The sequence below is a fragment of the Pseudomonas sp. G.S.17 genome, from assembly GCF_038096165.1.
Lineage (GTDB): Bacteria > Pseudomonadota > Gammaproteobacteria > Pseudomonadales > Pseudomonadaceae > Aquipseudomonas.
Window position 1 is genome coordinate 2,604,926 of sequence record NZ_CP151076.1, and the last position, 24,386, is coordinate 2,629,311.

The window sequence follows — 24,386 nt, forward strand, 5'->3', positions numbered from 1 at the left end:
TGTAACAGTCAGGGCCAGCCATTGAACTGGCGATTCAAGTGAACGTCAACTCCATGCAAGTGATTGAACATACTCGCATCCTACTCCTGATTCATGTCTTGCTGGCAGCCCCGGCAACGCGCCGTTTCTTACCCGTCGTCGGCGTCGATGCTTTACGTTTCCCGGTCTTGCGCTTGTTCTTCCAGGGTGTCGCGCCTGCGGCGGGACTCGCGGATCCGCTGATGGTCAGGCGCAGGCCCAGGCAGCGGGTCACCTGCTTGCTCATCCAGGCGCTCTGTTTGGCGACGAACTCTTCCAGACTCATCTCGCCGCTTTGCACCATGTCCAGCGCCTGCTCCCAAATGGCCGTGGTGCCGGGGTCGGCGATGGCGCGCGGCACCGCATCGATCAGGCCGAAGGCGGCGGCAGTAGCGGCCAGCGCCTTGCCGTGCTTGACCAGATAACCACGGTCGAGCAAACCCTGGATGATCCCGGCGCGGGTCGCTTCAGTGCCAATGCCGGTGGTGTCCTTGAGCTTTTGCTTGAGCAGCGGATCTTCAACCAGCCGGGCGACGTTTTTCATCGCCTTGATCAGATCGCCTTCGGTGAACGGCTTGGGCGGCTGCGTCCACAAATCCTTGAGGTTGACCTTGGCAACCGCGCAGTCGCAGCCCTGGGTCAATGCTGGCAGTGGTTGCGGAGCGGGGGCTTCGCGGCCCTTGGCGGGGGCAAGTGCTTCGGGCAAGGCGCGCTTCCAGCCAGGTTCGACAATCTGTTTGCCCACCGCGCGCAGTGCTTGCCCGGCGCAATCAAAGTCGGCCTGGGTGCGATCGTATTCGTGGTTGGGTAGAAACTGTGCCAGATAGCGCGCCCGAATCAAGGTGTAGACCGCCCGCTGCTTGCCCACCAGACGCCCGAGATCCCGGACTGCCGCAGTGGGAATGATGCCGTGGTGAGCGCTGACCTTGGCGTCGTTCCACGCCCGTGAGCGCCGACTCGGGTCCAGATGCGGGAGCAAGTCGCTCAACGCTGGATCAGCGCGGCCCAATGCAGCGAGGATCGCCGGCGCTTCGCTGTGCTGGCTCAGGGGCAGGAAACCGCAATCGCTGCGTGGATAGGTGATGACCTTGTGGGTTTCATACAGGGCCTGGGCGATGTCCAGGGTTTCCTGTGCACCAAGGCCGAGTTTTTTCGAGCAGATTTCCTGCAGGGTGCCGAGGTCGAAGGGCAGGGGTGCTGCTTCGCGTACTCGTTCGGTTCGCAGCTTGATCAGGCGCGCGCTGGTCGCCTCGCTCATGCTGGCGGCGGCCTGTTGCGCAATCGACTGGTTCAGGCAGCGGTCCTGATCATCGCAAACGTCGGGATCCGCGCGCCATTGCGCGGTGAAGGTCTGGCCTTGATGCTCCAGCTGGACGTCAATGGCCCAGAAGGCGACCGGGACGAAGTCGGCAATGCTTCGGTCGCGATCCACCACCAGCCGCAGGGTAGGCGTTTGCACCCGGCCTACTGGCAATACGCCTTGATAACCTGACTGGCGGCCGAGGAGGGTGAACAGGCGACTCATGTTCATGCCGATCAGCCAGTCAGCCCGCGACCGTCCAAGCGCCGAGTGATACAGGCTGAAGGTTTCGGCGCCGGGCTTGAGAGCGGCCAATGCCTTGCGAATCGACGCGTCGTCCAGTGCCGACAGCCACAAGCGCTGGATCGGCCCGCGATAACGGCAGTGGTCGACCAGTTCCCGGGCGATCATCTCGCCTTCCCGGTCGGCGTCAGTGGCGATGACCAGCTCCGAGGCTTCCCCCAGCAAGCGTTTGACTGCCTTGAATTGACTGGCAGTGCGCGGCTTGACCAGCATTTTCCATTTTTCCGGAATGATCGGCAGGTCTTCGAGTACCCAGCGTTTGTAGCGGGCGTCGTAGGCATCCGGCGGAGCGGTTTCCAGAAGATGACCGATGCACCAGGTGACTGTCGCGTTTGGCCCCACCCAGCAACCATCGCCACGCCGGCTCGCACCGAGTACCGCAGCAATGTCTTTGGCTTGGGAAGGTTTTTCACACAGGAACAGCCGCATAAACACCGTCGTTTTCACGCTTCTCGAAGGTGTACAGCATGCGCAGTGATGAGGTTTTGGGCAACCTTTATCTGTATGGATATACAGATAAAAGTTGTGGGACGTTGCCGCAGCACAGTGCGTTGATCAGCAGCAGGCAGCCGCGCGCTCCGGACGATTACCCATGGCGCAGAGGCGTCCGGAGTCCGGCGTCAGCCAGTGTTTATTGGCATTGAGCGTCGTGCGCAACACCTCGCTTACCCAGTCCGGAAGGTTCGGATGCAAGCGGTAATACACCCACTGACCCTGGCGGCGATCCGCCAGCAGCCCGCACTCGCGAAGCACGGCAAGATTGCGGGAAACCTTGGGTTGGCTCTGGTTCAGCGCGCAGGTCAGTTCGCACACGCAGAGTTCCTGCTCGCCGGTGATCAGCAGCATCATGCGGATACGGTTTTCATCCGCCAGGCATTTGAAAACAGTGGTGGGGGTCAGGTGATCGGCCATCGCAGTCTCGGTATCAATCAATGGCCGAACTTTAAAGGATGTACTTTGGCAAATATACGATTTTGTCTATGAACTCATGGCGCCTGAGCAGCGTTGCTTTGAAAAGTCGCCATGAAGATTGCTGATCTTCCTCGTGGTGACTACATCTGTATTTCCGTATATATGAATTATCAAATATGATCGCCTGTCATCGGGCCACGGTCGTTGAGGCCCTGTTCATCAATTCCCGCGACGCGCATTGAGCACATTCCATGCTGACGGCATCACTGATTTTTCTGGCGACGATCATCTTTGTCATCTGGCAACCCAAAGGTCTCGGCGTGGGCTGGAGCGCCGCAGCCGGCGCACTGGTTGCCCTTGCCACCGGCGTGGTCGGGCTCGGCGATATTCCGGTGGTGTGGAACATCGTCTGGAATGCAACGGCAACCTTTATAGCGGTCATCGTCATCAGTCTGTTGCTCGATGAAGCGGGCTTTTTCGAGTGGGCGGCGTTGCACGTGGCGCGTTGGGGCAAAGGGCGAGGGCGGCGCTTGTTTGCTTTCATCATTGTCCTGGGTGCCGCTGTGTCGGCGTTGTTTGCCAATGACGGGGCCGCACTGATCCTGACGCCCATCGTCATTGCCATGCTCACGGCGCTGCGCTTTTCGCCTGCCGCCACCCTGGCGTTTGTCATGGCCGCGGGGTTTATTGCGGACACGGCCAGCCTGCCGTTGGTGGTGTCGAATCTGGTGAATATCGTTTCGGCTGACTATTTCCATCTGGAGTTCGGCGAGTACGCATCGGTCATGCTGCCTGTGGATCTGGTCAGCATCGCCGCCACGTTGCTGATGCTGCTGTGGTTCTTTCGCAAGGAAATCCCCGCAACCTACGACGTGTCGCAACTCAAGCAGCCTCAAGAGGCCATTGTCGATCGCGCGACGTTCGTGGCGGGCTGGTGGGTTCTGCTCCTGCTGCTTGCAGGCTTTTTCGTGGGTGACCCGTTGGGCGTGCCCATCAGTGCTGTGGCGGCGAGCTGCGCCTTGTTGCTCTATGTGATTGCCGCCCGGGGCCATGCCATCGCCACCGGCAAAGTGCTCAGAGAAGCGCCCTGGCAGGTGGTGATTTTTTCTCTGGGCATGTACCTGGTGGTTTACGGCCTCAGCAATGCCGGGTTGAGTGATTACGTCACTCGGATCTTGAATGTGTTTGCCGGGCACGGTGTCTGGGGAGCCGCGTTCGGCACCGGTTTCCTGACCGCTATCCTGTCTTCGATCATGAACAATATGCCCACCGTGCTGATTGGCGCGCTGTCGATCCAGGCCACTGATTCCACGGATGTCATTCGCCAGGCCATGGTTTACGCCAATGTAATCGGCTGCGACCTGGGCCCGAAAATAACCCCAATTGGTAGCCTGGCCACGTTGTTATGGCTGCACGTACTGGCCCGCAAGAATATCCGTATCACTTGGGGTTATTACTTTCGGGTCGGTGTGGTGATTACCGTTCCAGTGCTGGCCGCGACGCTGGCGGCGCTGGCTATCAGGCTTGGTTTCTAAACAGGAGGACGTATGGACGATTTACTGCCCAATCTCGATTCAGCATTGATCAGCGATCCATCGTTGGTTGAACAGAGTGATAAAGCGCAGTGGCGCCACAAGCCACGCATTCTGCTGTTGTATGGATCGAATCGGGAGCGCTCCTTCAGCCGCCTGATGGTCGAAGAGGCCGCGCGTTTGCTGGAGCATTTCGGGGCCGAGACCAAGGTATTCGATCCGTCGGGGCTACCCATGCCCGATGACGCGCCGGACAGCCATCCAAAGGTTCAGCAATTGCGCGAACTGATGGTCTGGTCCGAGGGGCAGGTCTGGTGTTCACCCGAGCGGCACGGCGCCATGAGTGCGGTGTTCAAGGCGCAAATCGATTGGGTCCCGCTGGCCATGGGCGCGGTCCGGCCCACGCAAGGCAAGACCCTTGCCGTGATGCAGGTCTGCGGCGGTTCGCAGTCTTTCAATGTGGTCAATCAGCTGCGGGTGTTGGGCCGCTGGATGCGTATGTTCACGATCCCCAACCAGTCGTCGGTGCCCAAGGCTTTCCTGGAATTCGACGAGCAGGGTCGAATGAAACCTTCGTCGTTTTATGATCGATTGGTGGATGTCATGGAGGAGTTGGTGAAGTTCACCTGGATTTTGCGCGAGCGTCAGGAATTCCTGGTGGATCGCTATTCTGAACGCAAGGAATCCGCCGAAGAGCTTTCCCGGCGCGTCAATCAATCTTCTATCTAGTTGGCAATGCGTGGCGCGATTCAGCTCGCGCGCGCGATGGAGACGAGGCATTTCATGAGCGATATCACGATTTATCACAACCCGCAGTGCGCCACGTCGCGCAATACGCTGGCGCTGATTCGTAACAGCGGTGTCGAACCGCAAGTCATTGAATATCTGAATACCCCACCGTCACGGCAAACTCTGCAAGGTTTGATTGCGGCGATGGGAGTCGCCGTGCGCGACGTGATTCGTATCAAGGGCACACCCTACGAAACACTGGGGCTTGGCAATCCTGACCTTGACGACGAACAGCTGATCGATGCCATGCTGCAGCACCCCATCCTGATCAATCGGCCCATCGTGGTCACGCTTTTGGGGGTGCGGCTCTGCCGGCCGTCCGAAGTGGTGCTGGATATCCTGCCGCAACCGCAGCAGGGCGCTTTCAGCAAGGAAGATGGACAGGTAATTATCGATGAGCAGGGCAAAAGGGTCTGGCCGGGCCGGGATTGAGCTATACCGTTTAGAACAAAACCTCGGAATATGCGTCAAAAGTTCAGCGTTTAGTCTCAGCGCGTGGATTTCAAAGGAGCCAGTTATGTTTATCCGGTCACTGACCATCGCCACGTTGCTCGCCTGTGCGGGTCCCTTGTTCGCTGCTGAAAAAGCAGGTGCCGACAACGACACCCCTTTGGGGCAGGAGCGCGGTCGTACCCGGCCACTGATCATCATCGCCCCAAGTACTGTGGACCCGACGTTGGTCAGCCTGAAAAAAGCCCTGGGCGAGCCGGAGAATCAAAAAGCTTTCGCCGAGCGCAACATGGTTCTGTATACGGTGGTCAATACGATCGGCCAGCGCGACGGGAAGAATCTGGATGCGCAGACCACCATGGCGTTGATTCGCGAACTCAAGCTTGGCGCTAGCACCGGTACCAAGGTGATTCTGGTCGGCAAGGACGGCGAGAAGAAAATCGACAAACTTGGGCCTGTGGGTCCCAAGGAAATATTCACCACCATCGATGAGCTTCCCGCTGAGGAAAAAAACTTTGCGGCGCCTGCGGTTTCGGCCCCGGCACCCGAAGCCAAACCGGGCAAGGCAGAGAAAGCAGGCAAGACGGCGAAAGGCGCTCCGGCCAAGGCGCTGGAAGACTGATTGCGCCAAACATGGGCTGGGTGATCGGGCAGGAATGTGCCGTCTGTAGCTAAAACGATGCTTCGGGCTTGGGTGATGGGAATAAATCCATCATTCTGAGTGGGGATCGGAGTTTACCGATCCCGTTCGAACTCCGTTTCAAGCGATCAAGTGCCTAAATCAAGTGCCTATGAAAACCGTTGCAATTGTCCTGTTCCCCGACTTCCTGCTCCTTGATATGGCCGGGCCAATCGAGGTGTTCTCCATCGCCAACCGTTATCTGCACGTCGATAACCATTACCAGCTCACTACCATCGGTACCCGGTCGTCAGCCATTCGCGCCTCTAATGGCGTTTCGGTGCAGCCCGATATATCCATCGATGCGGCATCGAAAAGCTACGACCTGCTGCTCGTACCAGGTGGTCCCGGCGCTTATAACGATAGAAATCCCGACCTGTTTGCCTGGCTGAGCGAGGCTGCGCAACGGTCCGGGTTGTATGGCTCGATCTGCACCGGCGCGTTCATATTGGGTCATGCCGGCTTGCTGGACGGCCATCGCGTGACCACGCACTGGCATTACACGGAAAGACTGATCAGTGGTTTCCCTGCGGCACAGGTGACGACCGACGAAATCTATATCAGGGATCGCCGTTTGATCACGTCAGGGGGCGTCACCGCCGGAATCGACCTGGCATTGGCGATTGTTTCCCAGGACCATGGCAAGAAAGTCGCTCTGGACGTGGCCAAAGTGCTGCTGGTGGTGATGACCCGCCAAGGCGGGCAGGCGCAGTTCAGCCCGCTGGTGGCCGCAGTGGCGAGCCAGGATTCGCCGATTACTCGCATGCAGAATTACCTGCTCGAACACCTGGAAGAAGAGTTCTCCATCGAGCGCATGGCAGCAATGTCCGCGATGAGCGCGCGGCACTTTTCCCGGGTGTTCGTTCGGGAAGTGAAGATGACGCCCATGGAGTTCATTCAGAACGCCCGGATCGACAAGGCCCGCAGCCTGCTGGAAACCACGGCGCTGCCTTTGAAGACCATCGCCCACCGCAGCGGTTTTGGCAGCGTGCGGCATATGAGCCACTTGTTCAGCGAACGGCTGGGGCTGACGCCGACTCAGTATCGTCAGCAATTTGGTTAGTGCACCACTGTTGTCGTTGGAGCGAGGCTAAAACCCGGTCTCACCGCAATACCGCGGCCCCTGTGCAGTCTGTGTGGGAGCGAACTTGTTCGCGAAGGCATCCACTCAGGCGATAAATGTGGCGACTGGATTTCCGGTTCGCGGGCACGCCTCGCTCCAACAGTCCGCGTTTGATCCCGGTGGCTCTATTACGCACCGCATTGGCCGTTACGCTCCTTTCAGGCGTCTTGTTTACCCGGTGGTGGCTGCGAAGATATTCAGGGATATCTTCGCAGGGGTAACACTCATGGAAAACGAACACTTGGACGCAGCGCAACCCGGCGCTTCGGCAGTCACCGGCGGCCTGGCTCCGTGGCGACTGGACCTGGTCAAGCAGCAGATCCAGGCTGACTTGAGCAGGAAAATTTCCGTGCCGCAGCTTGCACAGTCATGTTCCCTGTCGCGCAGCCACTTTTCCCGGGCGTTCAAGCGCAGCACCGGCCTGTCGCCCCAGGACTGGATTCGCCATCAGCGGATTGCTCAGGCGCAGCAACTGATCCAGCATTCCAGCCTGACCCTGACGCAAATCAGTGCCGAATGCGGCTTTTTTGATCAGGCGCATTTTTCCCACATGTTCACCAAGACCGCCGGCACCAACCCGGCAATCTGGCGATTTCAGGCACTCGCCGCAGTTGTTGCCTGATTAAATCGCCGCGATCAGGTCGAGTTCTACCGTGGCATTTTTCGGCAACTGGTAAACGCCAATCGAGCTGCGCGTGTGAGCCCCCGCGTCACCCAGCACGAAAAACAGAACCTCGGACGCGCCATCGGCGACTTCGCTTTGCTGGGTAAAATTCTCGGCGCATTGCACGTACAGATTCATGCGCAGCAGACGTTTGACCTCATCCAGCGAGCCCAGGCTGCGCCGCAGCAGGGCCAAGGCGCGCATGGCGCAGATTTTCGCCGCCAGTTGCGCTTGGGCGAGGCTGATATCGGCGCCAGCGCGGCCGGTCACCACAATTGTGTCACCGACTCGGGGAATCTGGCCGCTGATGTACAGCTCGTTCTGATGGCGAACGATCGGGACGTAATTGCCGCCGATCTTGATTTCTCCGTCGAAGCTGTAACCCAACTCTTCGGCTGTTTGTCTGAAACGGGCGTCTGCTGACATCGGGCATCCTGCGCTGCGGTTGAGGAAACGAATGGGCTCGACTATATCGTGATCGCGCAGTAGCGGCCATTTGCCTGAGCCAGCACAAGGCGCCGAATGTTCGGCGCCTTGTGCACGGCCTGAGACCTACTTGCGGGCTTCGATAATCAGGTTGAACGGGGTTTCAGCGGCACGGCGAAAGCGAGTGAATCCCGCCTGGGTCAGCACATCGCGCAATCGCCCCTCGCCAGCCTGGGCGCCGAGACCAAGTCCTACCTCCTGTGAAAGCGAGTTCGGCGTGCAGATGAAGGTCGACGCGGCGTAATACAGCCGTCCCACCGGCGTCAGGTTTTCATCCAGATGATCCTGGGCAAACGGTTCTACGAGCAGCACTGTGCCATCGTCACGCAATGTCTCATAAGCATGCCGGGCGGCACCGACCGGGTCGCCCATGTCATGCAGGCAATCGAAGTAGCAGATCAGATCGTAGTCGTTACCGGGGAAGTCCTTGGCAGAGCCTTGCTGGAAGCGGGCCCGGTCGCCGACGCCCGCCTGTTCGGCACGTTGCGTTGCGGTATCAATGGACGGCGCGTGGTAGTCGAAACCGATAAACGTCGAGGCCGGAAACGCCTGAGCCATGATCACCGTGGAAGCTCCGTGGCCGCAGCCGATGTCGGCGACCTTGCCGCCCGCCTGGAGTTTCTCGACAACACCGTCCAGCGCCGGCAGCCAGTCGGCCACCAGATGCGCGCGGTAGCCCGGCCTGAAAAACCGCTCCGTACCGCTGAACATGCAGGGATGATGGTCGCCCCAAGGCAGTGCGCCATCACCGCGCATGGCGGCAACCATTTTGTCCTTGTCATGAAACAGCGCCGCGACCACCGCCGCACCACCGGTCATGTACACCGGCGAGTCTTCGGTTCCGAGCACCAGCGCCTGCTCTTCGGGCAGGCGGAACTGGCCGTCACGATGCTCCACGTAGCCGGACGCTGCCTGGGCACTGAGCCATTCGCGAACCAGGCGCGCATTGCAGCCAGTCTTGCTGGCCAGCGCTTCCGGGGTCACGAACGCGCTATCGGCCATGGCCTGATACAGCCCGAGTTCTTCACCAAGAATCATGTTGGCAACGATTGCCGCTGCGCCCATGTCGTAGACCAGCTTACCCATGAATTCACCGAGTTTTGCCTCATCCATGGTCTGTCCTCCTCTGTAATCACCGCTGCCCGTGGATGCCGGATAAGGCACCCGTGGGTGGCAGCGGCGTTTTCGATGGTTACTCTCTGAGCGCAGCTGCCAGCAGTGGCGCCGCCTGCTCGTCGGTCAGCGCTGGATGCACTTCCATGGTCAGCAGATCACTCCATTGCAAAACCCATTTCTGGATCAGGGCGATGTCGTCGGTCTCTGCAATACCAAAACCCGTCATGCCGCCCACGGCATGCCAGCGACCGAGCATGGTCACGCCTGCGGGCGCCACGGCACCGGTCTTGAGGAAGCGCTCGATGGCGCGGTTACGGTTTTGCGACTGGATGGACCAATTAACGATAAACAGCATAAGGCACCTCCTGAGAAGGTCGGCACCTGAGTGTTGAGCGCAACCGGCTGGCGCCGTGATGGCCGACGCGCGTCTGCTCAAGCCACGTGGTCGTGTGCTCAAGCGACTGCTTCAAAGTAAGGAATAGCAGCGTTTTCGCGTCTGGAGCTGACCGGTGATCTTTTTTCCGGGCAGCCAAGTAGAATCACGCCCTGAATGGCTTTTGAGGTTTGCGGTGGTGGATGTTCAACAGGGTTTTATCCTGAGCCGGCATTGGCGTGACACGCCAGCCGGCACCGAAGTCGAGTTCTGGCTGGCGACCGATGACGGTCCTCGGCATATCCGCCTGCCTTATCAACCTTCAGTGGCCTTCATTCCCGCCGAACATCGCGAGCGTGCCGAAGCCGTGTTGCGCAGCGAACGCGACGTCGAACTTCGCCCGTTGGGCCTCTGTGATTTCCGCCATCGCCCCGTGCTTGGCCTCTACTGCCAGCAGCATCGGCAACTGATGAACCTCGAGAAGTCCCTGCGCAAGGGTGGCGTGGATGTCTACGAAGCGGACATCCGGCCGCCGGAACGCTACATGATGGAGCGATTCATCACCGCCGGTGTGCAGTTCAGCGGCGTGGCGGATGCCAGCGGCACGTTGTGCGATGCGCAGATCAAGCCCGCCCCGGATTACCGACCCAACTTGCGCCTGGTCTCCCTGGATATCGAGACCACGGAAAAGGGCGAGTTGTATTCCATCGCGCTTGAGGGCTGCGGCGAGCGACAGGTGTACATGCTCGAGCCGCCGAACGGCGACGACAGCCTTGTGGATTTCCAGCTTGAATACTGCGACACCCGCAAGCTGCTGCTGGAAAGGCTCAATCAGTGGCTGGAACGCCATGACCCCGACGCCATCATCGGCTGGAACGTGGTGCAGTTCGATTTGCGAGTGCTGCATGAGCACGCCCAGCGTCTTCAAGTGCCATTGCGGCTCGGACGCGGCGGTGAAGCCATGGGTTGGCGCGAACATGGCTCGCGCAATAATCATTTTTTTGCCGATGCCAGCGGGCGCTTGATCATCGATGGCATCGAAGCACTGCGCTCCGCGACCTGGAGTTTTCCGTCGTTCAGCCTGGAAAACGTGGCCCAGACGTTGCTCGGCGAAGGCAAGGCGATCAGCACGCCTTACCAGCGCATGGACGAAATCAATCGCATGTTCGCCGAGGACAAGCCTGCGTTGGCGCGTTACAACCTCAAGGACTGCGAACTGGTCACGCGTATCTTTGCCAAGACCCAGTTGCTGACGTTTTTGCTGGAGCGGGCGTCGGTGACGGGTCTGCCTGCGGACCGCAGCGGCGGATCGGTCGCTGCATTCTGCCACCTGTACATCCCGCTGATGCACCGCCAGGGCTTCGTCGCGCCGAATCTGGGCGAGCGCATGCCCGAGGCAAGTCCGGGCGGCTTTGTCATGGATTCGCAGCCGGGCTTGTACGAGTCGGTGCTGGTTCTGGATTACAAAAGCCTTTATCCATCGATCATCCGCACCTTCCTGATTGATCCGGTCGGATTGATAGAAGGCATGCGCCACCCAGACGATGAGCATTCCGTGCCGGGCTTTCGCGGGGCAAGGTTTTCGCGCACGCGGCATTGTTTGCCCGCCATCGTCGAGCGGGTCTGGCAAGGCCGGGAAACCGCCAAGCGCGAACACAATCTGCCGTTGTCCCAGGCACTGAAAATCATCATGAATGCGTTCTATGGCGTGCTCGGCTCAAGCGGCTGCCGTTTCTTCGACACCCGGCTGGCGTCGTCGATTACCTTGCGCGGCCACGAGATCATGCGCCGAACTCGCGAGCTGATCGAAGCTCAGGGCTACACCGTGATCTATGGCGACACGGATTCCACCTTCGTCTGGCTGAAAAGCCCCCACAGCGAAGCGGACGCGGCGCAGATCGGCCAGACGCTGGTGCGTCAGGTCAATCAATGGTGGCACGAGCACTTGCAAGAGGAATTGGGCCTGGAAAGCGCTCTGGAATTGCAATTCGAGACCCACTTCAAGCGGTTCCTGATGCCGACTATTCGTGGCGCGGAGGAGGGCAGCAAAAAGCGCTACGCCGGGCTGGTCAGGCGTGCCGATGGCTCGGACGAGATGGTCTATAAAGGACTGGAAACGGTACGCACCGACTGGTCGCCGCTGGCGCGGCAGTTCCAGCAAGCCTTGTATCTGCGCATCTTCAATCGCCAGCCGTATCAGGATTATGTGCGTGACTACGTGCGCAGCACGCTGGCGGGGGAGTTTGACGACCTGCTGGTCTACCGCAAACGCTTGCGGCGGCGCCTCGAGGACTATGAACGCAACGTTCCGCCCCATGTGCGGGCGGCACGTCTGGCCGACGAGTTCAATGATTTGCACCACCGCCCGCGCCAGTATCAGAACGGCGGCTGGATCAGTTACGTCATCACCGTGGCCGGTCCGGAACCGCTGGAAACCCAGCATTCGCCCATCGACTACGACCATTACGTCACCCGGCAATTGCAACCGATTGCCGATGCAATCCTGCCTTTTGTGAACAATGAATTCAGCACTTTAATCGGCGGGCAACTTGGCTTGTTTTGACCGAAGTAATAGGTAGGCGGGCGAGTGGAAAGTTAACGGCTCGCCCGAAGTAACTTAATCAATAATAGTCAGCCGTTGGAGCAGCCGTTACCAACAATCTGGTAACGCATGATGTGCCGTTGGCCGCTGGAATCTTCATAGGCCATCTCGACCGAGACCGGGCCGCATACATTCGGTACTTCCGAAGTTTCGAGAATTTTAGCGATATCCGGGTGATCGCCGTAGGCATAGTCTTCGACCGGCGTGCTCTGTGGATTGGCCACATTGCTGCCTTCCATGGCCAACGCATGAGCGCTCGCACCTGTGAATGCGATCGCGATGAGCGCGACTCTGATATTCATTTGATTTTCCTGATGGCTAATTCAAAAACAGAGAAAGTTGTAAGTTGCGCGCCCACATTTTATTAACTCTCTGCTGTAAGCAGTCGGTTAATCTTGCAGGTCAATTTGTCATGCCGCGCATGGTAGAAGTAAAAGCTGCGCGGAGGTAGCCATCATTGTGCAAACAGTCTTTACCAAAAGCGTAACAATAGGATGGCGTTCAGCATGTTTGATCGGATCGGCGCACTGTAACTAATGTGTGTCCAGTGGACTTAAGTCGAAAGCAGACTTGCCGCCAGTTCGGGCAGCAACACATCACAGGACATCTCGATCTTCAGGTCCAGCAGTTCATCGGCCCGGGTTTTGCCAAAATTGATCGCCACCAGCGGTTTGCCCTGAGCATTGATCGCCTTGCACAGACGAAATGCGGAATAAGCCATCAATGACGAACCAATCACCAGGAGACCATCTGCTTGCTCGACACTGGCCATCGCCTTGGCCGCAGTGGGCGCAGCGACGTTTTCGCCAAAGAACACCACATCCGGCTTGAGCCGGTCACCGTCGCAGCGAGGGCAATTGGGGACCTGAAAATTCGCCTCGAAAGCCGCGTCCAGCAAGGTATCGCCGTCAGGTGCCTGGATTGCGTCGACTCCGAGCAGATAATGGTTGTCGGCTTCCATGAGTAACTGAATCGCCGCACGCTCAAAGCGCTCGCCGCAGTCCAGGCATAACACTCGATGCAGGCTGCCATGCAACTCGATCACGTCGTGGCTGCCGGCTTGATCGTGCAGCGTATCGACATTCTGGGTGATCAGCCCGGCGATGTGTCCGGCGCGCTGCATGGCCGCCAGAGAGAAATGCGCGGGATTGGGCTGCGCCTTGCGGATTCGTGGCCAACCGAGCATGGCCCGCGCCCAGTAGCGACGACGCGAATCCGGCAGGGCAAGGAACTCGGTAAACATCATCGGTGCCTTGCCCCGGCGTACGCCGTCGCTGTCCCGATAATCAGGAATTCCCGAAGGCGTGCTGATGCCGGCGCCGGTCAAGACCATGAAGCGCTTTTCAGCCAGGAGCGTGCGCAGCGCATCCACAGGGGAAAGGGACGGATTGTCGAGCATTTGAAGCCTCCGATGGCCTGGGCAATACAAGACCCGTTGGGCGGGCAAGTGGCACAGGTTGAGGGGAATACTAATCGAGGGTTATCGCCGATAGCGAACGAAACCCTGCATTTATGGCGCCCGCTTGGCCGCTGAGGGGTTGGCCTTTGCCCGGTCCGCATGCCAATCTCCGGCTCTTTCGTTTGCACAAGGTGCGTCTGCATGAGCCGTTTCCATTTCAAACAAATTGATGTGTTCAGCAAGCACACGTTGCTCGGCAACCCGCTGGCTGTGGTGCTGCGCGCCGATGAGCTGAGTGAGGCGCGAATGGCTGCGTTCGCCCGCTGGACCAACCTGAGCGAAACCACCTTTGTGCTTGAGCCTGTCGATTCGCGTGCGGACTATCGGGTGCGGATTTTCACCACTACGCAGGAACTGCCCTTCGCCGGGCATCCGACATTGGGCAGTTGCCACGCCTGGCTTGAAAGCGGCGGGCAGCCCAAGGGTGAAGAAATCATTCAGGAATGCGGCATCGGCCTGGTTCGCATTCGCCGACAAGGCACACAACTGGGCTTCACGGCTCCACCGCTGCTGCGTTCGGAAGCGGTTGAAGCTACGTTGCTTGAGCGCATCCGTTCAGGCATGGGATTGAGTGAAGGGGCGATACTTGAAGCGCGCTGGGTCGATAACGGTGCCGGTTGGCTGGCGCTGCGCCTGCCGGATCGTGCCACCGTGCAGGCGCTGCAACCTGATTACGCCCAGCTGGCGGGTCTGGCTATCGGCGTTTTTGCACCCTGGGAACCTCAGCGTGATGGTGACGACGCGCAGTTCGAGGTCCGCGCATTCATCGCCGGGGACGGCATGCCGGAAGATCCGGTTACCGGCAGTCTCAACGCGGGAATCGCGCAATGGCTGCTGAGCGCCGGACTGGCGCCGGATACCTATGTCGTCAGCCAGGGAACTGCCATGGGGCGACAGGGCCGGGTTCATGTTGAACGGGTTGGCGACGACATCTGGATCGGTGGCGAGGCAGTGACCTGCATTGACGGAACGCTGGAACTGTAAGCGGCGGGCTAATAGCCGCGACAGCGACTGATGGCCGTTGTCATCAATCAGGCGTGGGCATCGGCCATGAACAGCGTGCTGATCAATCGTTTGATGTCCTCTTGCACCTCTTCGGGCAAACCGTCCAGCTCCCGGAGCAGCTTGGTGTCCCCGGCGGTGATGGCGTCCAGCGCCAGGACTTTACGGGTGCCGGTAATCACGAACAGCACATCGACGCCGGCCTGGGCGACCGCGCCCAGGTAGCCCGCGTTCGGGAACCGTTTGCCTCGTTCGTAGAGTCCCTGGGCATTGGCTTCAATACCGCCGATGGCTCCTAGCTCCTGCTGGGAAAGATCCAATCTCTTTCTTTCCGATTTTAGCCGGATGCCAATGCCTTCCATTTGGGATTCTCTTGGTGCTGAAGCCTTCTGACTGAAGAGCTCTAAGGCGTGCCTTGTGCGCAGCAGCTTAGCAGATGGACAGGGTCTTTAGTTTTCTGCTTAGTCAGTTATCGCGAGTAAGCTTCTGAAAAATTGAGTATTTCTGGATAATCCAGACTCCCTGGCTTGCTAGTGCGTATCAACGTCGCCAATGGGGTGGTCCGTCGACGCCAATGCAAGCGAGCTGATGAAGTACTCGATAGTGTTGCACTGGCGCTTGAAATATATACATGTCAGTTAGGAACACATACCTATGGATAATTGAAGAATTTCACAGTGCGCTGCATAGTCTGGATATCAAGTGCCTCATCGAGGGCGCTCAACAGGAACCGTGCACTCTTGCAGTGCTTTGACAGGAATAGGCAATCGCTGATCGCTATCGTGGCATAGACGCGGTCGGCATTGGAACAGTGTCTGCATGTAACGGAACTGCGCAGTAAATAAAACTTATCAAGGGGTGAACTGTCATTCAAATAGCGATGCGAAAACAGTTCGACCAGCCTAATAAAAATCGGCGGTTGAACTATAATTTCAAGTTGCCCGCAGCATTAACTGTTTTATTGAACTCCCAGTGCGCCGGTTTGGTGCGCTGTGCGAAATGCCTAGAGAAAGAAACAATAAGTCGAACTCCGGTCGAGCGCTTTAGCTGAGAGAAGTCGATTCCCTTTTCATATCAAGTGGTGGAGAAGAATCATGAAACGTAGGTTTTTTTCAGGCGTTGTGTTTGCGGCAATGGCATCGGTTGTGATGCCGTTTGCCGTGTCTAACGTATCGGCTGAGGACGCGCAGCCCGTCGCAGCGGATGGTGCGGATCATGTCGGTGCGGCCCGCGTAGCGGAAGGCGGCTCCGACCACGTTGGTGCAGCCCGAGTCGCTGCGGACGGTTCAGATAACGTCGGTGCCGGGCGTGTTGCTGCGGACGGTTCGGATCATGTGGGGGCCGCTCGTGTTGCGGCGGATGGTTCGGATCATGTGGGTGCCGCTCGTGTTGCGGCGGACGGTTCGGATAACGTCGGCGCCGGGCGCGTGGCGGCGGATGGTTCGGATAACGTCGGCGCCGGGCGTGTTGCGGCAGATGGTTCGGATAACGTCGGCGCTGGACGTGTTGCGGCGGATGGTGCGGATCATGTGGGTGCAGCCCGTGTCGCTGCGGATGGTTCGGATAACGTCGGTGCCGGGCGACTTGCGGCGGATGGCGCAGACCACGTGGGTGCAGCACGTCTAGCCTATTCGCCTCGCGGTGGCATTGGTTCTGATCGGGTTGCTTCCAGCTTTGTGAGTGGCAGCTATTCTGACCAGTTCAATATCAACCAGTAACCTGTGAAGTCTCAATGGCGTCAGCGGCCCTGGCAGTATCAGGGCCGCGGGCTATGCGTTTGCCAGGCTTTGCCGCAATCTGGCTGGCCTGACCGTCGCGTTGTTTACCGGTTCTGGCCTCGCTGATCAAGGCGGGTATCAAAGGCCCTTCCGGTAGGTTTTTCCAGAAGCGGGCGGGAAGGTGTCCTTGCATGACCTTGGGATTGAGCCGCGCTGGATTGAAGATGTTGCGGTAGTAAGTCAGCCAGAGTTCGCCCTGAGGATCTTCGGGATTGCGCGCCAGTTCCTGCCATGCGGGTGGGCAAACCCGTTCATGGGTCAGCTGCTTGCCATCGAAGTAAACCCCGTCCGCCGGAGTGGCAATCATCCAGCGATGCAACCCCATGCGGCCAATGAAGTGCTGGCTGGCGCTGTGCAGGATGTCGTGGGCCGGCTCATGCCAGGCGACGTATTGGGGACGAAGCGCTTCCAGGCGTGATCGCTCCTGCGGCGACAATTCCAGAGGCAATTCCAACGGCGGCAACTCTACAAAGCGCAAAAACGCATGCAGATGATGAGCTTCGCGGCTGACCTGTTTGATTCGTCGATGCAGTTCACTGCCCAGCTTGTCGCCGGCCAGCATCGCTGTTCGATCGCCATGGCTGATTCGCCACAACACCTCATACAACAGGCTCCAGCGTTGTTCGCCTCGATAACACGCGGCGTTGGCCAGTAGTTCGATCAGCGCCAAGGGTATGCGCGCCTGAAACGGACCGGCTTGCTGCGGATGATGCTCGTCCGTGGCAAACAGGTCTTTCGCCACGTCTGACGACCAGCTCACCTTGCTGGGGTCGATTTCGTGGCTGAGCAGCCAGCGTGCTTGCTGCCGCCAGGTCTCGAAAAGATTGCCGCAATCCAGGCTGATCATCCCCATAACCCCAGCTGCTGTGGTTGCGGTTTGTCGCGCAGTTGCAGATGCAGCATTTCGCTGGTGGTTTCAGCCTGAGGCGGGTGGTAATCACTGGTGATGATGAATGGCTTGGCCTTGGCCAGCACGCAACGCAGGCGAGTCAGGTCTTCGTAACGAATCCGCCTCTGCAAACGTAGCTCGACCAGTCGCTTGGTGGTGCGAATGCCGATCCCCGGAATACGCGCGATCAGTGAGGCTTCGGCGCGATTCAGGTCCAGCGGGAAAACGTCTCGATTGGCCAGCGCCCAGGCCAGTTTCGGGTCGATATCCAGCGCCAGATGCCCCGGCCCCTTGAACAGTTCGTTGACCTTGAAGCCGTAGCCGCGCAGCAGGAAGTCCGCCTGATACAACCGATGCTCACGCATCAAGGGCGGGGCGGCCAGCGGTACGCTTTTCGGGCTGTTGGGGATGGGGCTGAACGCCGAGTAATAGACGCGCCGCAAGCCAAAGTCGCCGTAAAGGGATTCGGCGCTGTGCAGGATAGTGCTGTCGTCGGTGTCATCGGCGCCCACGATCATTTGCGTGCTTTGTCCGGCCGGCACGAAACGCGGCGCACGCGGTTCGTTGAGGATGGTTTGCTGCCCGGTGTAAATGGTCTTCATGGCTTGCTTGATGGACGCCACGTCTTTTTCCGGGGCGAGGGTCTTGAGGCCCAGGTCCGTCGGCAACTCGATATTGACGCTCAAACGATCAGCATAGCGGCCGGCCTGTTCAATCAGCAGCGGATCAGCGTCCGGAATGGTCTTGAGATGGATGTATCCCCGGAAATGATGCTCTTCGCGCAACAGCCGGGCGACTTCGATCAGCTGTTCCATGGTGTAGTCCGCCGAGCGAATGATGCCCGAACTCAGAAACAGCCCGCTGACGCAGTTGCGCCGGTAGAAATCCAGGGTCAGGGTGACCACTTCCGCAGGGCTGAAACGTGCGCGGGGCACATCGCTTGAGCGGCGGTTGACGCAGTATTGGCAGTCATACAGGCAGAAATTGGTCAGCAGGATTTTCAGCAACGAAACGCAGCGGCCGTCCGGCGTATAGCTGTGACAGATGCCCATGCCATTGCTGGAACCCAGTCCGGCCTTGCCCTCGGAGCTGCGCTTGGGCGCGCCGCTGCTGGCGCAGGACGCATCGTATTTGGCGGCGTCAGCGAGGATGCTGAGCTTGTCGATCAGCTGCATGGAAAACTCCGTTACTGTTCGGATATACAGTAATCGCTCGGCGCATCGTCTTCAAGGAATGGATCGCCTGCGGCGTGACGCTGGTCGGAAAGGCGACGCACGCCCACGGCGCTTCGCTGCGCCGCCATTCGCAGGTAATGTGCGCGGACTGACGCCCGATTCAGCGGCCGTCCGCGGATCTTTAACAGGAATCATCCATGCAACTGGAATGGCTGGAAGACTTCATCGAGCTGGCGCGCACGCGGAGTCTGTCCCGGGCGGCGGAAATTCGTTGCGTGACGCACCCGGCCTTCGGCCGTCGCATCAAGGCGCTGGAGGATTGGTTCGGTGTGCCCTTGATCGAACGTAAACAACCGCTGTCGCTGACGCCCGCCGGGCTGTTGTTTCTCGAGGCTGCCAGCCAATCCCTGGGCCTGCTGACGGCGGCCCGCGCGCAATTTCAGAGTGTCGGGCTCAATCGTGATGAGCCGCTGCGAATTGCCACCGGACGAACCCTGGCCAGCAACTTTTTCCCGGACTGGTACGAGACGCTCAATCAGCGTTTTGGCTCGTTCCCGGTGTCCCTGGTCACCAGCGGTTCGCAGGAAGCCATCGGTCGAGTGTCGGCGGGGGACGTGGATTTACTGCTGATTTTTTCCAGCCCGTTGACCCAGATTCTGATCGATCCCGAACGGTTCGATTCGCTGGTTCTGGCCCGTGAAGAGATGATCCCGGTCAGTGCACCTGATGCCAACGGCCAACCGCGTTTTCAGATCACGCCGGATGGCGGCGCTTCGAGTGTTCCCTGGCTGGCTTTTTCGCCGACCCTGGCATTGCGCGGTGTTCTTGCCCAGCACCTGGCCAGCTTGCCCCAGCGGCTGGCGTTGCGCATGACCTATCAAGCCGATTCCTATGAGTCGATCCTGCAGATGGCCAAGCGTGGCAACGGTCTGGCCTGGCTGCCGCGCATGGTGGTCAGGGCCGCGTTGCAGGAGGGGGAGTTGGTGGTCGCCGGCGGGCCGGAGTTGACCATCGGATTCGATATTTCCCTGCATCGACGCCGTTCAAACCAGGCCGAGCAGGTGATGAGGATCTGGCGCGGGCTGGCAGAAGATGCACCGATAGAGGGCAAATGAAAAAAACTGCGTGACGTCGCGGCCGCTGAAAGCCAGCAGCGGTGCCCGGCGTGCCAATTGGGCTCAAGGATGTGCCCAAACAGCAATTGTTCCGGCATAGGTGTTGATTCAAGTTAGTCCCAGGGTGAACGAATCAGGCATCTTCAGCTGTTCGAACACTCCCGCTGATAAAAATATCGCAAGTGCATTGTCGCCCTGACCATTCGACAAGAGCACTTGCCTCTGAGAAGCCGGGGCTCATTCATGACACTTCAAACCACTGCAACGCATGCTTCAATCGTCAGGCCAAAGCGAGGTCCGTGGAAGGAAATTGTCGCGGCCAGTATTGGTAACGCACTCGAATTCTATGACCTGCTGATCTACGGCTACTTCGCGGTGGTCATCGGCAAGCTGTTCTTCCCCTCCGATAACGAAACCACGTCGCTGTTGCTCAGCGTCGGTTCGTTCGGTATTTCCTTCCTCATGCGTCCGCTGGGCGCGATGGTGCTGGGTTCCTATGCGGACCGGGCAGGGCGCAAGGCTTCGCTGACGATGTCGATCCTGATCATGATGATCGGCACGGCGATGATCACCTTTACGCCGTCGTACCAGCAGATTGGGGTCGCCGCGCCGTTGATCATCATCGTTGCGCGGATGTTGCAAGGTTTCTCCACAGGTGGCGAATTCGGCGCGGCGACGGCCTTTATGGTCGAGCACGCCGATGCCAAGCGCCGGGGCTTCTTCGCCAGCTGGCAGTTGTCGACTCAAGGGCTGGCAACGGTTCTGGCCGCTGGCGTCAGTGCGCTGCTGAGTTATGTGTTGACCGACGTGCAGCTCAACGACTGGGGCTGGAGAGTCGCGTTCGGTATCGGTTTGCTGATTGGCCCGGTGGGTTTCTACATCCGCAGCCAGATCGACGAAACCCCGGACTTCCAGAAAGTCGCCGCAGCCGCCGATTCGCCAAAAAGAACTCCGCTGCGCGATGTGCTGATCAAAGGCCATGTCAGCCTGCTGCTGGCCATCGGTGTCGTTGCCGGTGCCACGGCGTTCAACTACGTGCACAAGCTGTACATGCCGACCTACGCCCTCAAACAGCTGCACATCGCTGCGACCTCCTCATACATGGGCGCCCTGGTGACCGGCGTGACCCTGATGTTCATGGCGCCAGTGTTTGGCACGCTGTCCGATACCCATGGCCGATTCCGGGTGCTGAGCATTGCGCTGTTGATCACCGGCCTGTCGTCGTACCCGATGTTCGTCCTGCTCAATACCTATCCCACCGTAACCACGTTGTTGCTGGTCCAGGCCATCGTCGGGGTGTTGATTGCGGCGTGTCTGGGACCGATTCCGGCCATGCTGGCGGATATTTTCCCGACCAGCATTCGCGGCACGGGGCTGGCCCTGAGTTACAACTTTTCCGTCACCTTGTTCGGCGGTTTCGCTCCGCTGATCGTGACCTGGATGATCGAAGCCACCGGCAGCAAGCTGGCGCCTAGCTTCTACGTCATGGGCACCGCGCTGATCAGCGTGGTCGCCGTCGTGGCTCTGGGCCGCCGTATGCGCGGCACCGTCCAGCACTGATATTCAACCCACCCCTAACAAGATCATTCCATGCCAGCTCAACGGGGTTGGCGGATACACGCTTTTGGCTGTCGGAGATTGCAATGAAGACCCTTGAACAAGTTCGCGCAACGCTGCAACCGTACCCCATGGAGGTCGAGTTCCCGGATATCAGCCAATGGAAGACAGGCACTGATGGCGTTGATTACGTGCAGAGTTTTGCCAGCGACGAGCCCGGCCCCCACGTGATGATCATGGCCCTGACCCACGGCAACGAAGTCAGCGGCGCAATCACCGTCGATGCGCTGTTGCGCGCTGGCATTCGCCCACGCAAAGGCCGTTTGACTCTGGCGTTCGGCAACGTCGAAGCCTACAACCGCTTCAATCCACAGGACATCGACGCGACCCGTTATATCGATGAGGACATGAATCGGGTCTGGCTGCCTGGCCGGCTCGACGGTGCAGAATCCTCCGTCGAGCTGAACCGGGCGCGGGCGCTGCGGCCGATTATCGACAGCGTTGACTTGCTGCTCGATATTCACTCGATGCACGAGGAAGCCGCGCCGGTGATGATGAGCGGCGCACGCAGCAAAGGGCTGGAATTCGCCGCCGCGCTGGGCGTGCCGGAAACAGTGATCGTTGATGCCGGGCATCCCAACGGCAAACGTATGCGCGATTACCAGGGCTTCGATGATGCCGCGAGCAAGAAAAACGCTTTGTTGATCGAAACCGGCCAGCACTTCTCCAGGCGCAGCGAGCGCGTTGCATTGGATATAGCGGCGCGCTTTCTGATCACCACCAAGGTTGTTGAAGAAGGCGACGTCGCAGCTTTCCTTTCGGCAGACAAACCGGTTGCCCAGCGCTTCTTGCAGGTGACTGAGCCGGTGGTCGCCAGCAGCATGGATTTCACGTTCAGCGAGGATTTTCGCGGGCTGGAATTGATCGAGCGCGCCGGTACGGTGATCGCCCGTGATGGCGAGCGCGACATCGTCACGCCGTACGACAACTGCGTGCTGGTCCAGCCTTCGTTGCGCCACCTTGGGCCTGGAGTCACGGTGGTACGACTGGCCAAAGTGATCGATCCGGCGACCCTGCATCTGCCGCGTTGATCAGTGTCGAATCAAGCGCTACAAACCCTGGCTCGCGCGGATCAGATCGTAGGCTTTGCGGGCCAGCGGGTTGACGGTATTGGGCCTGATCCACAAGTGGTAGGTCACATCGGGGAGACGCGGCAGGCCGTCGTTTTCCCCCAATACGCGCATGTCCGGCCCGAGCATTTCCATGCTCCGCGCCGTCACACCCAGCCCTGCGCGGGTGGCGGCCTTGATCCCGATCAGGTTCGAGGCCAGATACGCCTGGCGCCAGGCAATATTGGCGCGCTCCAGCGCCTCCAGCGCGTAGCGTCGATAGATGCTCGGTTCGTCGACGAGAATCAGCGGCAGCGGCTCGTCGGGCACATGAATATATTGCGCCGAGCAGATCCACCAGACCGGCGAAGTGCGCAGCGCAAAGCCTTCAAGGGTCGGATCTTCCCGAGTGGAAATCACCATATCGACTTTGCCCCGATGCAGATCATCCATCAGGAACGGGCTGCGCCCGACGTCGATTTCCAGGCGCAGGCGCGGTGCCGAACGGGCGATATGGCTAAGGATCGGCGGCAGGATGGTGTCGGCGATATCGTGGGGCGAACCGATGCGCAGCACGCCGCTCAAGCTGCTTTCCCGCAGGGAATTAAGCGCCTCATCGTTCAGCGAGAGCATCAGCCGCGCGTGCCGCAACAGTTGGCGGCCCGGTTCAGTCAGATGCTTTTGCCTGCCCTGTTTCTGAAAAAGACTCACGCCCACTTGTTGTTCAAGGCGCTGCATGTGCTGGGTGACTGACGATTGAGTCCGCGCCAGCTGCGCGCCGGCCTCGGCGAAGCTGTGGTGATCGACCACGGCGATGAACGTGCGGAGTAAATCCAGATCGAGGGTTGCGGTAACGTCGGTATCAGACATGTTTTTTCAGTGGATTCATATCAGCGTCGAGGCTTAATACATTACGTATTTTTATATGAATGTGAAAAGCGTTTATTGAGTACTGAGGTTAAGGCCAATGAACATTGGGTTTTTGCCATGCATGCTGCGTTATGAATACTGAAAGTTATAACCATATTTGATATTTGAATTTCCGTTCGTCGCTGGCTGTACCTAGGATGCCCACACATCAGATCGGGGTACGCCGATCATCAGCCAGGGGAATTCCATGCCGAACAGTCGTTTGCCAGCTTCAAAATCAATGCCCGCCGTGCTGGGTATTCTGTTCTCGCTGGCATTCAGCGGTTTGGTTCAGGCCGATGCAACCCTGGACAAAATCCAGGAGCGTCACCGTCTGGTGGTCGGCGTGTTGTTGTCAGGTGGCCCGTTTGGCTCCATCGACCCCGCCAATCAGAAGCCCAAAGGCTTGAACGTCGATCTGGCCGAGGATCTGGGCCGCCGGCTGAATGCCGAAGTCGAACTGGTGCCGGTGCTGCCCGCCAACCGCGTGCAGTTCTTGCAGCAGGGCAAGGTCGATCTGTTGATCGCCAACATGGAATGGACGGCTGAGCGCGGGCAGATTCTCGGCTCGGTGCCAACGCCTTTCTATCGAGTCGGCGGTACTGCCGCCGTATTGAAAGACAGCAAGATCACTACTTGGCAGGATCTTAAGGGCCAACCGGTCTGCACGTCTCAGGGCAGCAGCTACGTCAAGCCGCTGACTGAGTTCGGTGCTGAACTCAAGGCATTCAAAAGCTCGTCGGAATCCTTGCTGGCGCTGCGCGGCAACAACTGCATCGCCGCTGTTCACGACGCCACGCTGATCAATCCGCTGTTGGCTGACAACGCCGAATGGAAGGATTACCGCGCGATTTCCCCGGAACTCAACCCCGCGCCGTCGGTGATCTGGACGCGTCTGGGCGAAACCGATACCCAGGCCAAACTCGATGCTATCGTCAAGGATTGGCACCGCAGCGGCTTCCTGATTGAAGCGGAAAAACGCCATCACATAGCGCCTGCCTCGCCAGCGTTGGTGGAGTTGCACGACAAATTCAAAGGCTGAGGTC

General features: G+C 59.1%; 24 protein-coding genes. 13 read left to right on the forward strand and 11 right to left on the reverse strand.

Annotation, left to right across the window (positions count from 1 at the left end; translation table 11 throughout):
* Positions 1 to 91 precede the first annotated feature (91 nt).
* Complete coding sequence (locus tag AABC73_RS12075) at positions 92 to 2,050, reverse strand: DNA topoisomerase III (RefSeq protein ID WP_341523770.1); 1,959 nt, start codon at positions 2,048 to 2,050, stop codon at positions 92 to 94.
* A gap of 126 nt (positions 2,051 to 2,176) precedes the next feature.
* Positions 2,177 to 2,533: a metalloregulator ArsR/SmtB family transcription factor gene (locus tag AABC73_RS12080; RefSeq protein ID WP_341523772.1), complete on the reverse strand. Its 357-nt coding sequence runs from the start codon at positions 2,531 to 2,533 to the stop codon at positions 2,177 to 2,179.
* 251 nt (positions 2,534 to 2,784) lie between these two features.
* On the opposite strand from AABC73_RS12080, the gene AABC73_RS12085 reads away from it, so the two are divergent.
* From AABC73_RS12085 to AABC73_RS12110, 6 genes are all read left to right on the forward strand, one after another.
* Positions 2,785 to 4,068 carry an arsenic transporter gene (locus AABC73_RS12085; protein WP_341523773.1) on the forward strand — a complete coding sequence of 428 codons (1,284 nt, stop codon included), beginning with the start codon at positions 2,785 to 2,787 and terminating at the stop codon, positions 4,066 to 4,068.
* 12 nt (positions 4,069 to 4,080) lie between these two features.
* Positions 4,081 to 4,794, forward strand: coding sequence for an arsenical resistance protein ArsH (gene arsH, locus AABC73_RS12090; RefSeq protein WP_341523774.1), 714 nt, complete (start codon positions 4,081 to 4,083; stop codon positions 4,792 to 4,794).
* Positions 4,795 to 4,848: 54 nt separating this feature from the next.
* Positions 4,849 to 5,286: an arsenate reductase (glutaredoxin) gene (gene arsC / locus AABC73_RS12095; RefSeq protein WP_341523775.1), complete on the forward strand. Its 438-nt coding sequence runs from the start codon at positions 4,849 to 4,851 to the stop codon at positions 5,284 to 5,286.
* A gap of 85 nt (positions 5,287 to 5,371) precedes the next feature.
* Entirely contained in the window at positions 5,372 to 5,926 is a 555-nt protein-coding gene (locus AABC73_RS12100) for a DUF4174 domain-containing protein (RefSeq protein ID WP_341523776.1), read from the forward strand.
* A 169-nt stretch (positions 5,927 to 6,095) separates the two neighbouring features.
* A complete protein-coding gene (locus AABC73_RS12105; protein WP_341523777.1) occupies positions 6,096 to 7,046 on the forward strand; it encodes a GlxA family transcriptional regulator in 951 nt (316 codons plus the stop codon).
* Between the two features lie 286 nt (positions 7,047 to 7,332).
* Positions 7,333 to 7,728 carry an AraC family transcriptional regulator gene (locus tag AABC73_RS12110; RefSeq protein ID WP_341523778.1) on the forward strand — a complete coding sequence of 132 codons (396 nt, stop codon included), beginning with the start codon at positions 7,333 to 7,335 and terminating at the stop codon, positions 7,726 to 7,728.
* Here the strand turns inward: AABC73_RS12110 and AABC73_RS12115 are convergent, their stop codons facing one another.
* From AABC73_RS12115 to AABC73_RS12125, 3 genes are all read right to left on the reverse strand, one after another.
* Positions 7,729 to 8,196, reverse strand: coding sequence for a RidA family protein (locus AABC73_RS12115; RefSeq protein ID WP_341523779.1), 468 nt, complete (start codon positions 8,194 to 8,196; stop codon positions 7,729 to 7,731).
* Between the two features lie 126 nt (positions 8,197 to 8,322).
* Positions 8,323 to 9,369 carry a class I SAM-dependent methyltransferase gene (locus AABC73_RS12120; protein ID WP_331150439.1) on the reverse strand — a complete coding sequence of 349 codons (1,047 nt, stop codon included), beginning with the start codon at positions 9,367 to 9,369 and terminating at the stop codon, positions 8,323 to 8,325.
* Between the two features lie 79 nt (positions 9,370 to 9,448).
* Positions 9,449 to 9,727 (reverse strand): DUF3303 family protein, encoded by a 279-nt coding sequence (locus AABC73_RS12125; protein ID WP_341523780.1) that lies wholly within the window; start codon positions 9,725 to 9,727, stop codon positions 9,449 to 9,451.
* Positions 9,728 to 9,944: 217 nt separating this feature from the next.
* Between AABC73_RS12125 and AABC73_RS12130 the strand changes: the two genes are divergently transcribed.
* Positions 9,945 to 12,308 (forward strand): DNA polymerase II, encoded by a 2,364-nt coding sequence (locus AABC73_RS12130; protein WP_341523781.1) that lies wholly within the window; start codon positions 9,945 to 9,947, stop codon positions 12,306 to 12,308.
* A 68-nt stretch (positions 12,309 to 12,376) separates the two neighbouring features.
* Here the strand turns inward: AABC73_RS12130 and AABC73_RS12135 are convergent, their stop codons facing one another.
* Together AABC73_RS12135 and AABC73_RS12140 are read right to left on the reverse strand one after the other, a co-directional pair.
* On the reverse strand, positions 12,377 to 12,649 hold the full coding sequence (locus AABC73_RS12135; RefSeq protein ID WP_341523782.1) for a DUF2790 domain-containing protein: 273 nt from the start codon (positions 12,647 to 12,649) through the stop codon (positions 12,377 to 12,379).
* Positions 12,650 to 12,900: 251 nt separating this feature from the next.
* A complete protein-coding gene (locus tag AABC73_RS12140) occupies positions 12,901 to 13,746 on the reverse strand; it encodes an NAD-dependent protein deacetylase (protein ID WP_341523783.1) in 846 nt (281 codons plus the stop codon).
* A 201-nt stretch (positions 13,747 to 13,947) separates the two neighbouring features.
* Between AABC73_RS12140 and AABC73_RS12145 the strand changes: the two genes are divergently transcribed.
* Positions 13,948 to 14,790 (forward strand): PhzF family phenazine biosynthesis protein, encoded by an 843-nt coding sequence (locus AABC73_RS12145; protein ID WP_341523784.1) that lies wholly within the window; start codon positions 13,948 to 13,950, stop codon positions 14,788 to 14,790.
* Between the two features lie 47 nt (positions 14,791 to 14,837).
* Here the strand turns inward: AABC73_RS12145 and AABC73_RS12150 are convergent, their stop codons facing one another.
* Positions 14,838 to 15,128 (reverse strand): transcriptional regulator, encoded by a 291-nt coding sequence (locus AABC73_RS12150; RefSeq protein WP_331150445.1) that lies wholly within the window; start codon positions 15,126 to 15,128, stop codon positions 14,838 to 14,840.
* Positions 15,129 to 15,902: 774 nt separating this feature from the next.
* Here AABC73_RS12150 and AABC73_RS12155 point away from each other — a divergent pair.
* Complete coding sequence (locus tag AABC73_RS12155) at positions 15,903 to 16,526, forward strand: phage infection protein (protein WP_341523785.1); 624 nt, start codon at positions 15,903 to 15,905, stop codon at positions 16,524 to 16,526.
* Here AABC73_RS12155 and AABC73_RS12160 read toward each other — a convergent pair.
* Both AABC73_RS12160 and AABC73_RS12165 read right to left on the reverse strand, forming a co-directional pair.
* The gene (locus AABC73_RS12160) at positions 16,516 to 17,433 is read right to left on the reverse strand and encodes a TIGR03915 family putative DNA repair protein (protein WP_341523786.1); all 918 of its coding nucleotides are present in this window, start codon (positions 17,431 to 17,433) and stop codon (positions 16,516 to 16,518) included. The two genes, AABC73_RS12155 and AABC73_RS12160, sit on opposite strands and share 11 nt — an antisense overlap.
* A complete protein-coding gene (locus AABC73_RS12165; protein WP_341523787.1) occupies positions 17,430 to 18,650 on the reverse strand; it encodes a putative DNA modification/repair radical SAM protein in 1,221 nt (406 codons plus the stop codon). The genes AABC73_RS12160 and AABC73_RS12165 overlap by 4 nt, the downstream gene beginning before the upstream one ends.
* 197 nt (positions 18,651 to 18,847) lie before the next feature.
* On the opposite strand from AABC73_RS12165, the gene AABC73_RS12170 reads away from it, so the two are divergent.
* The 3 genes from AABC73_RS12170 to AABC73_RS12180 all read left to right on the forward strand — a co-directional run bounded on the left by AABC73_RS12170 (position 18,848) and on the right by AABC73_RS12180 (position 22,413).
* A complete protein-coding gene (locus AABC73_RS12170; protein WP_341523788.1) occupies positions 18,848 to 19,765 on the forward strand; it encodes a LysR family transcriptional regulator in 918 nt (305 codons plus the stop codon).
* 243 nt (positions 19,766 to 20,008) lie between these two features.
* Positions 20,009 to 21,325: an MFS transporter gene (locus AABC73_RS12175; RefSeq protein WP_341523789.1), complete on the forward strand. Its 1,317-nt coding sequence runs from the start codon at positions 20,009 to 20,011 to the stop codon at positions 21,323 to 21,325.
* An 83-nt stretch (positions 21,326 to 21,408) separates the two neighbouring features.
* A complete protein-coding gene (locus tag AABC73_RS12180) occupies positions 21,409 to 22,413 on the forward strand; it encodes a succinylglutamate desuccinylase/aspartoacylase family protein (protein WP_341523790.1) in 1,005 nt (334 codons plus the stop codon).
* Between the two features lie 18 nt (positions 22,414 to 22,431).
* On the opposite strand, the gene AABC73_RS12185 is transcribed toward AABC73_RS12180, so the two are convergent.
* Positions 22,432 to 23,301, reverse strand: coding sequence for a LysR substrate-binding domain-containing protein (locus AABC73_RS12185; RefSeq protein ID WP_341523791.1), 870 nt, complete (start codon positions 23,299 to 23,301; stop codon positions 22,432 to 22,434).
* Positions 23,302 to 23,548: 247 nt separating this feature from the next.
* Here AABC73_RS12185 and AABC73_RS12190 point away from each other — a divergent pair, with 247 nt between their 5' ends.
* Positions 23,549 to 24,382, forward strand: coding sequence for a transporter substrate-binding domain-containing protein (locus AABC73_RS12190; RefSeq protein WP_341523792.1), 834 nt, complete (start codon positions 23,549 to 23,551; stop codon positions 24,380 to 24,382).
* Positions 24,383 to 24,386 lie beyond the last annotated feature (4 nt).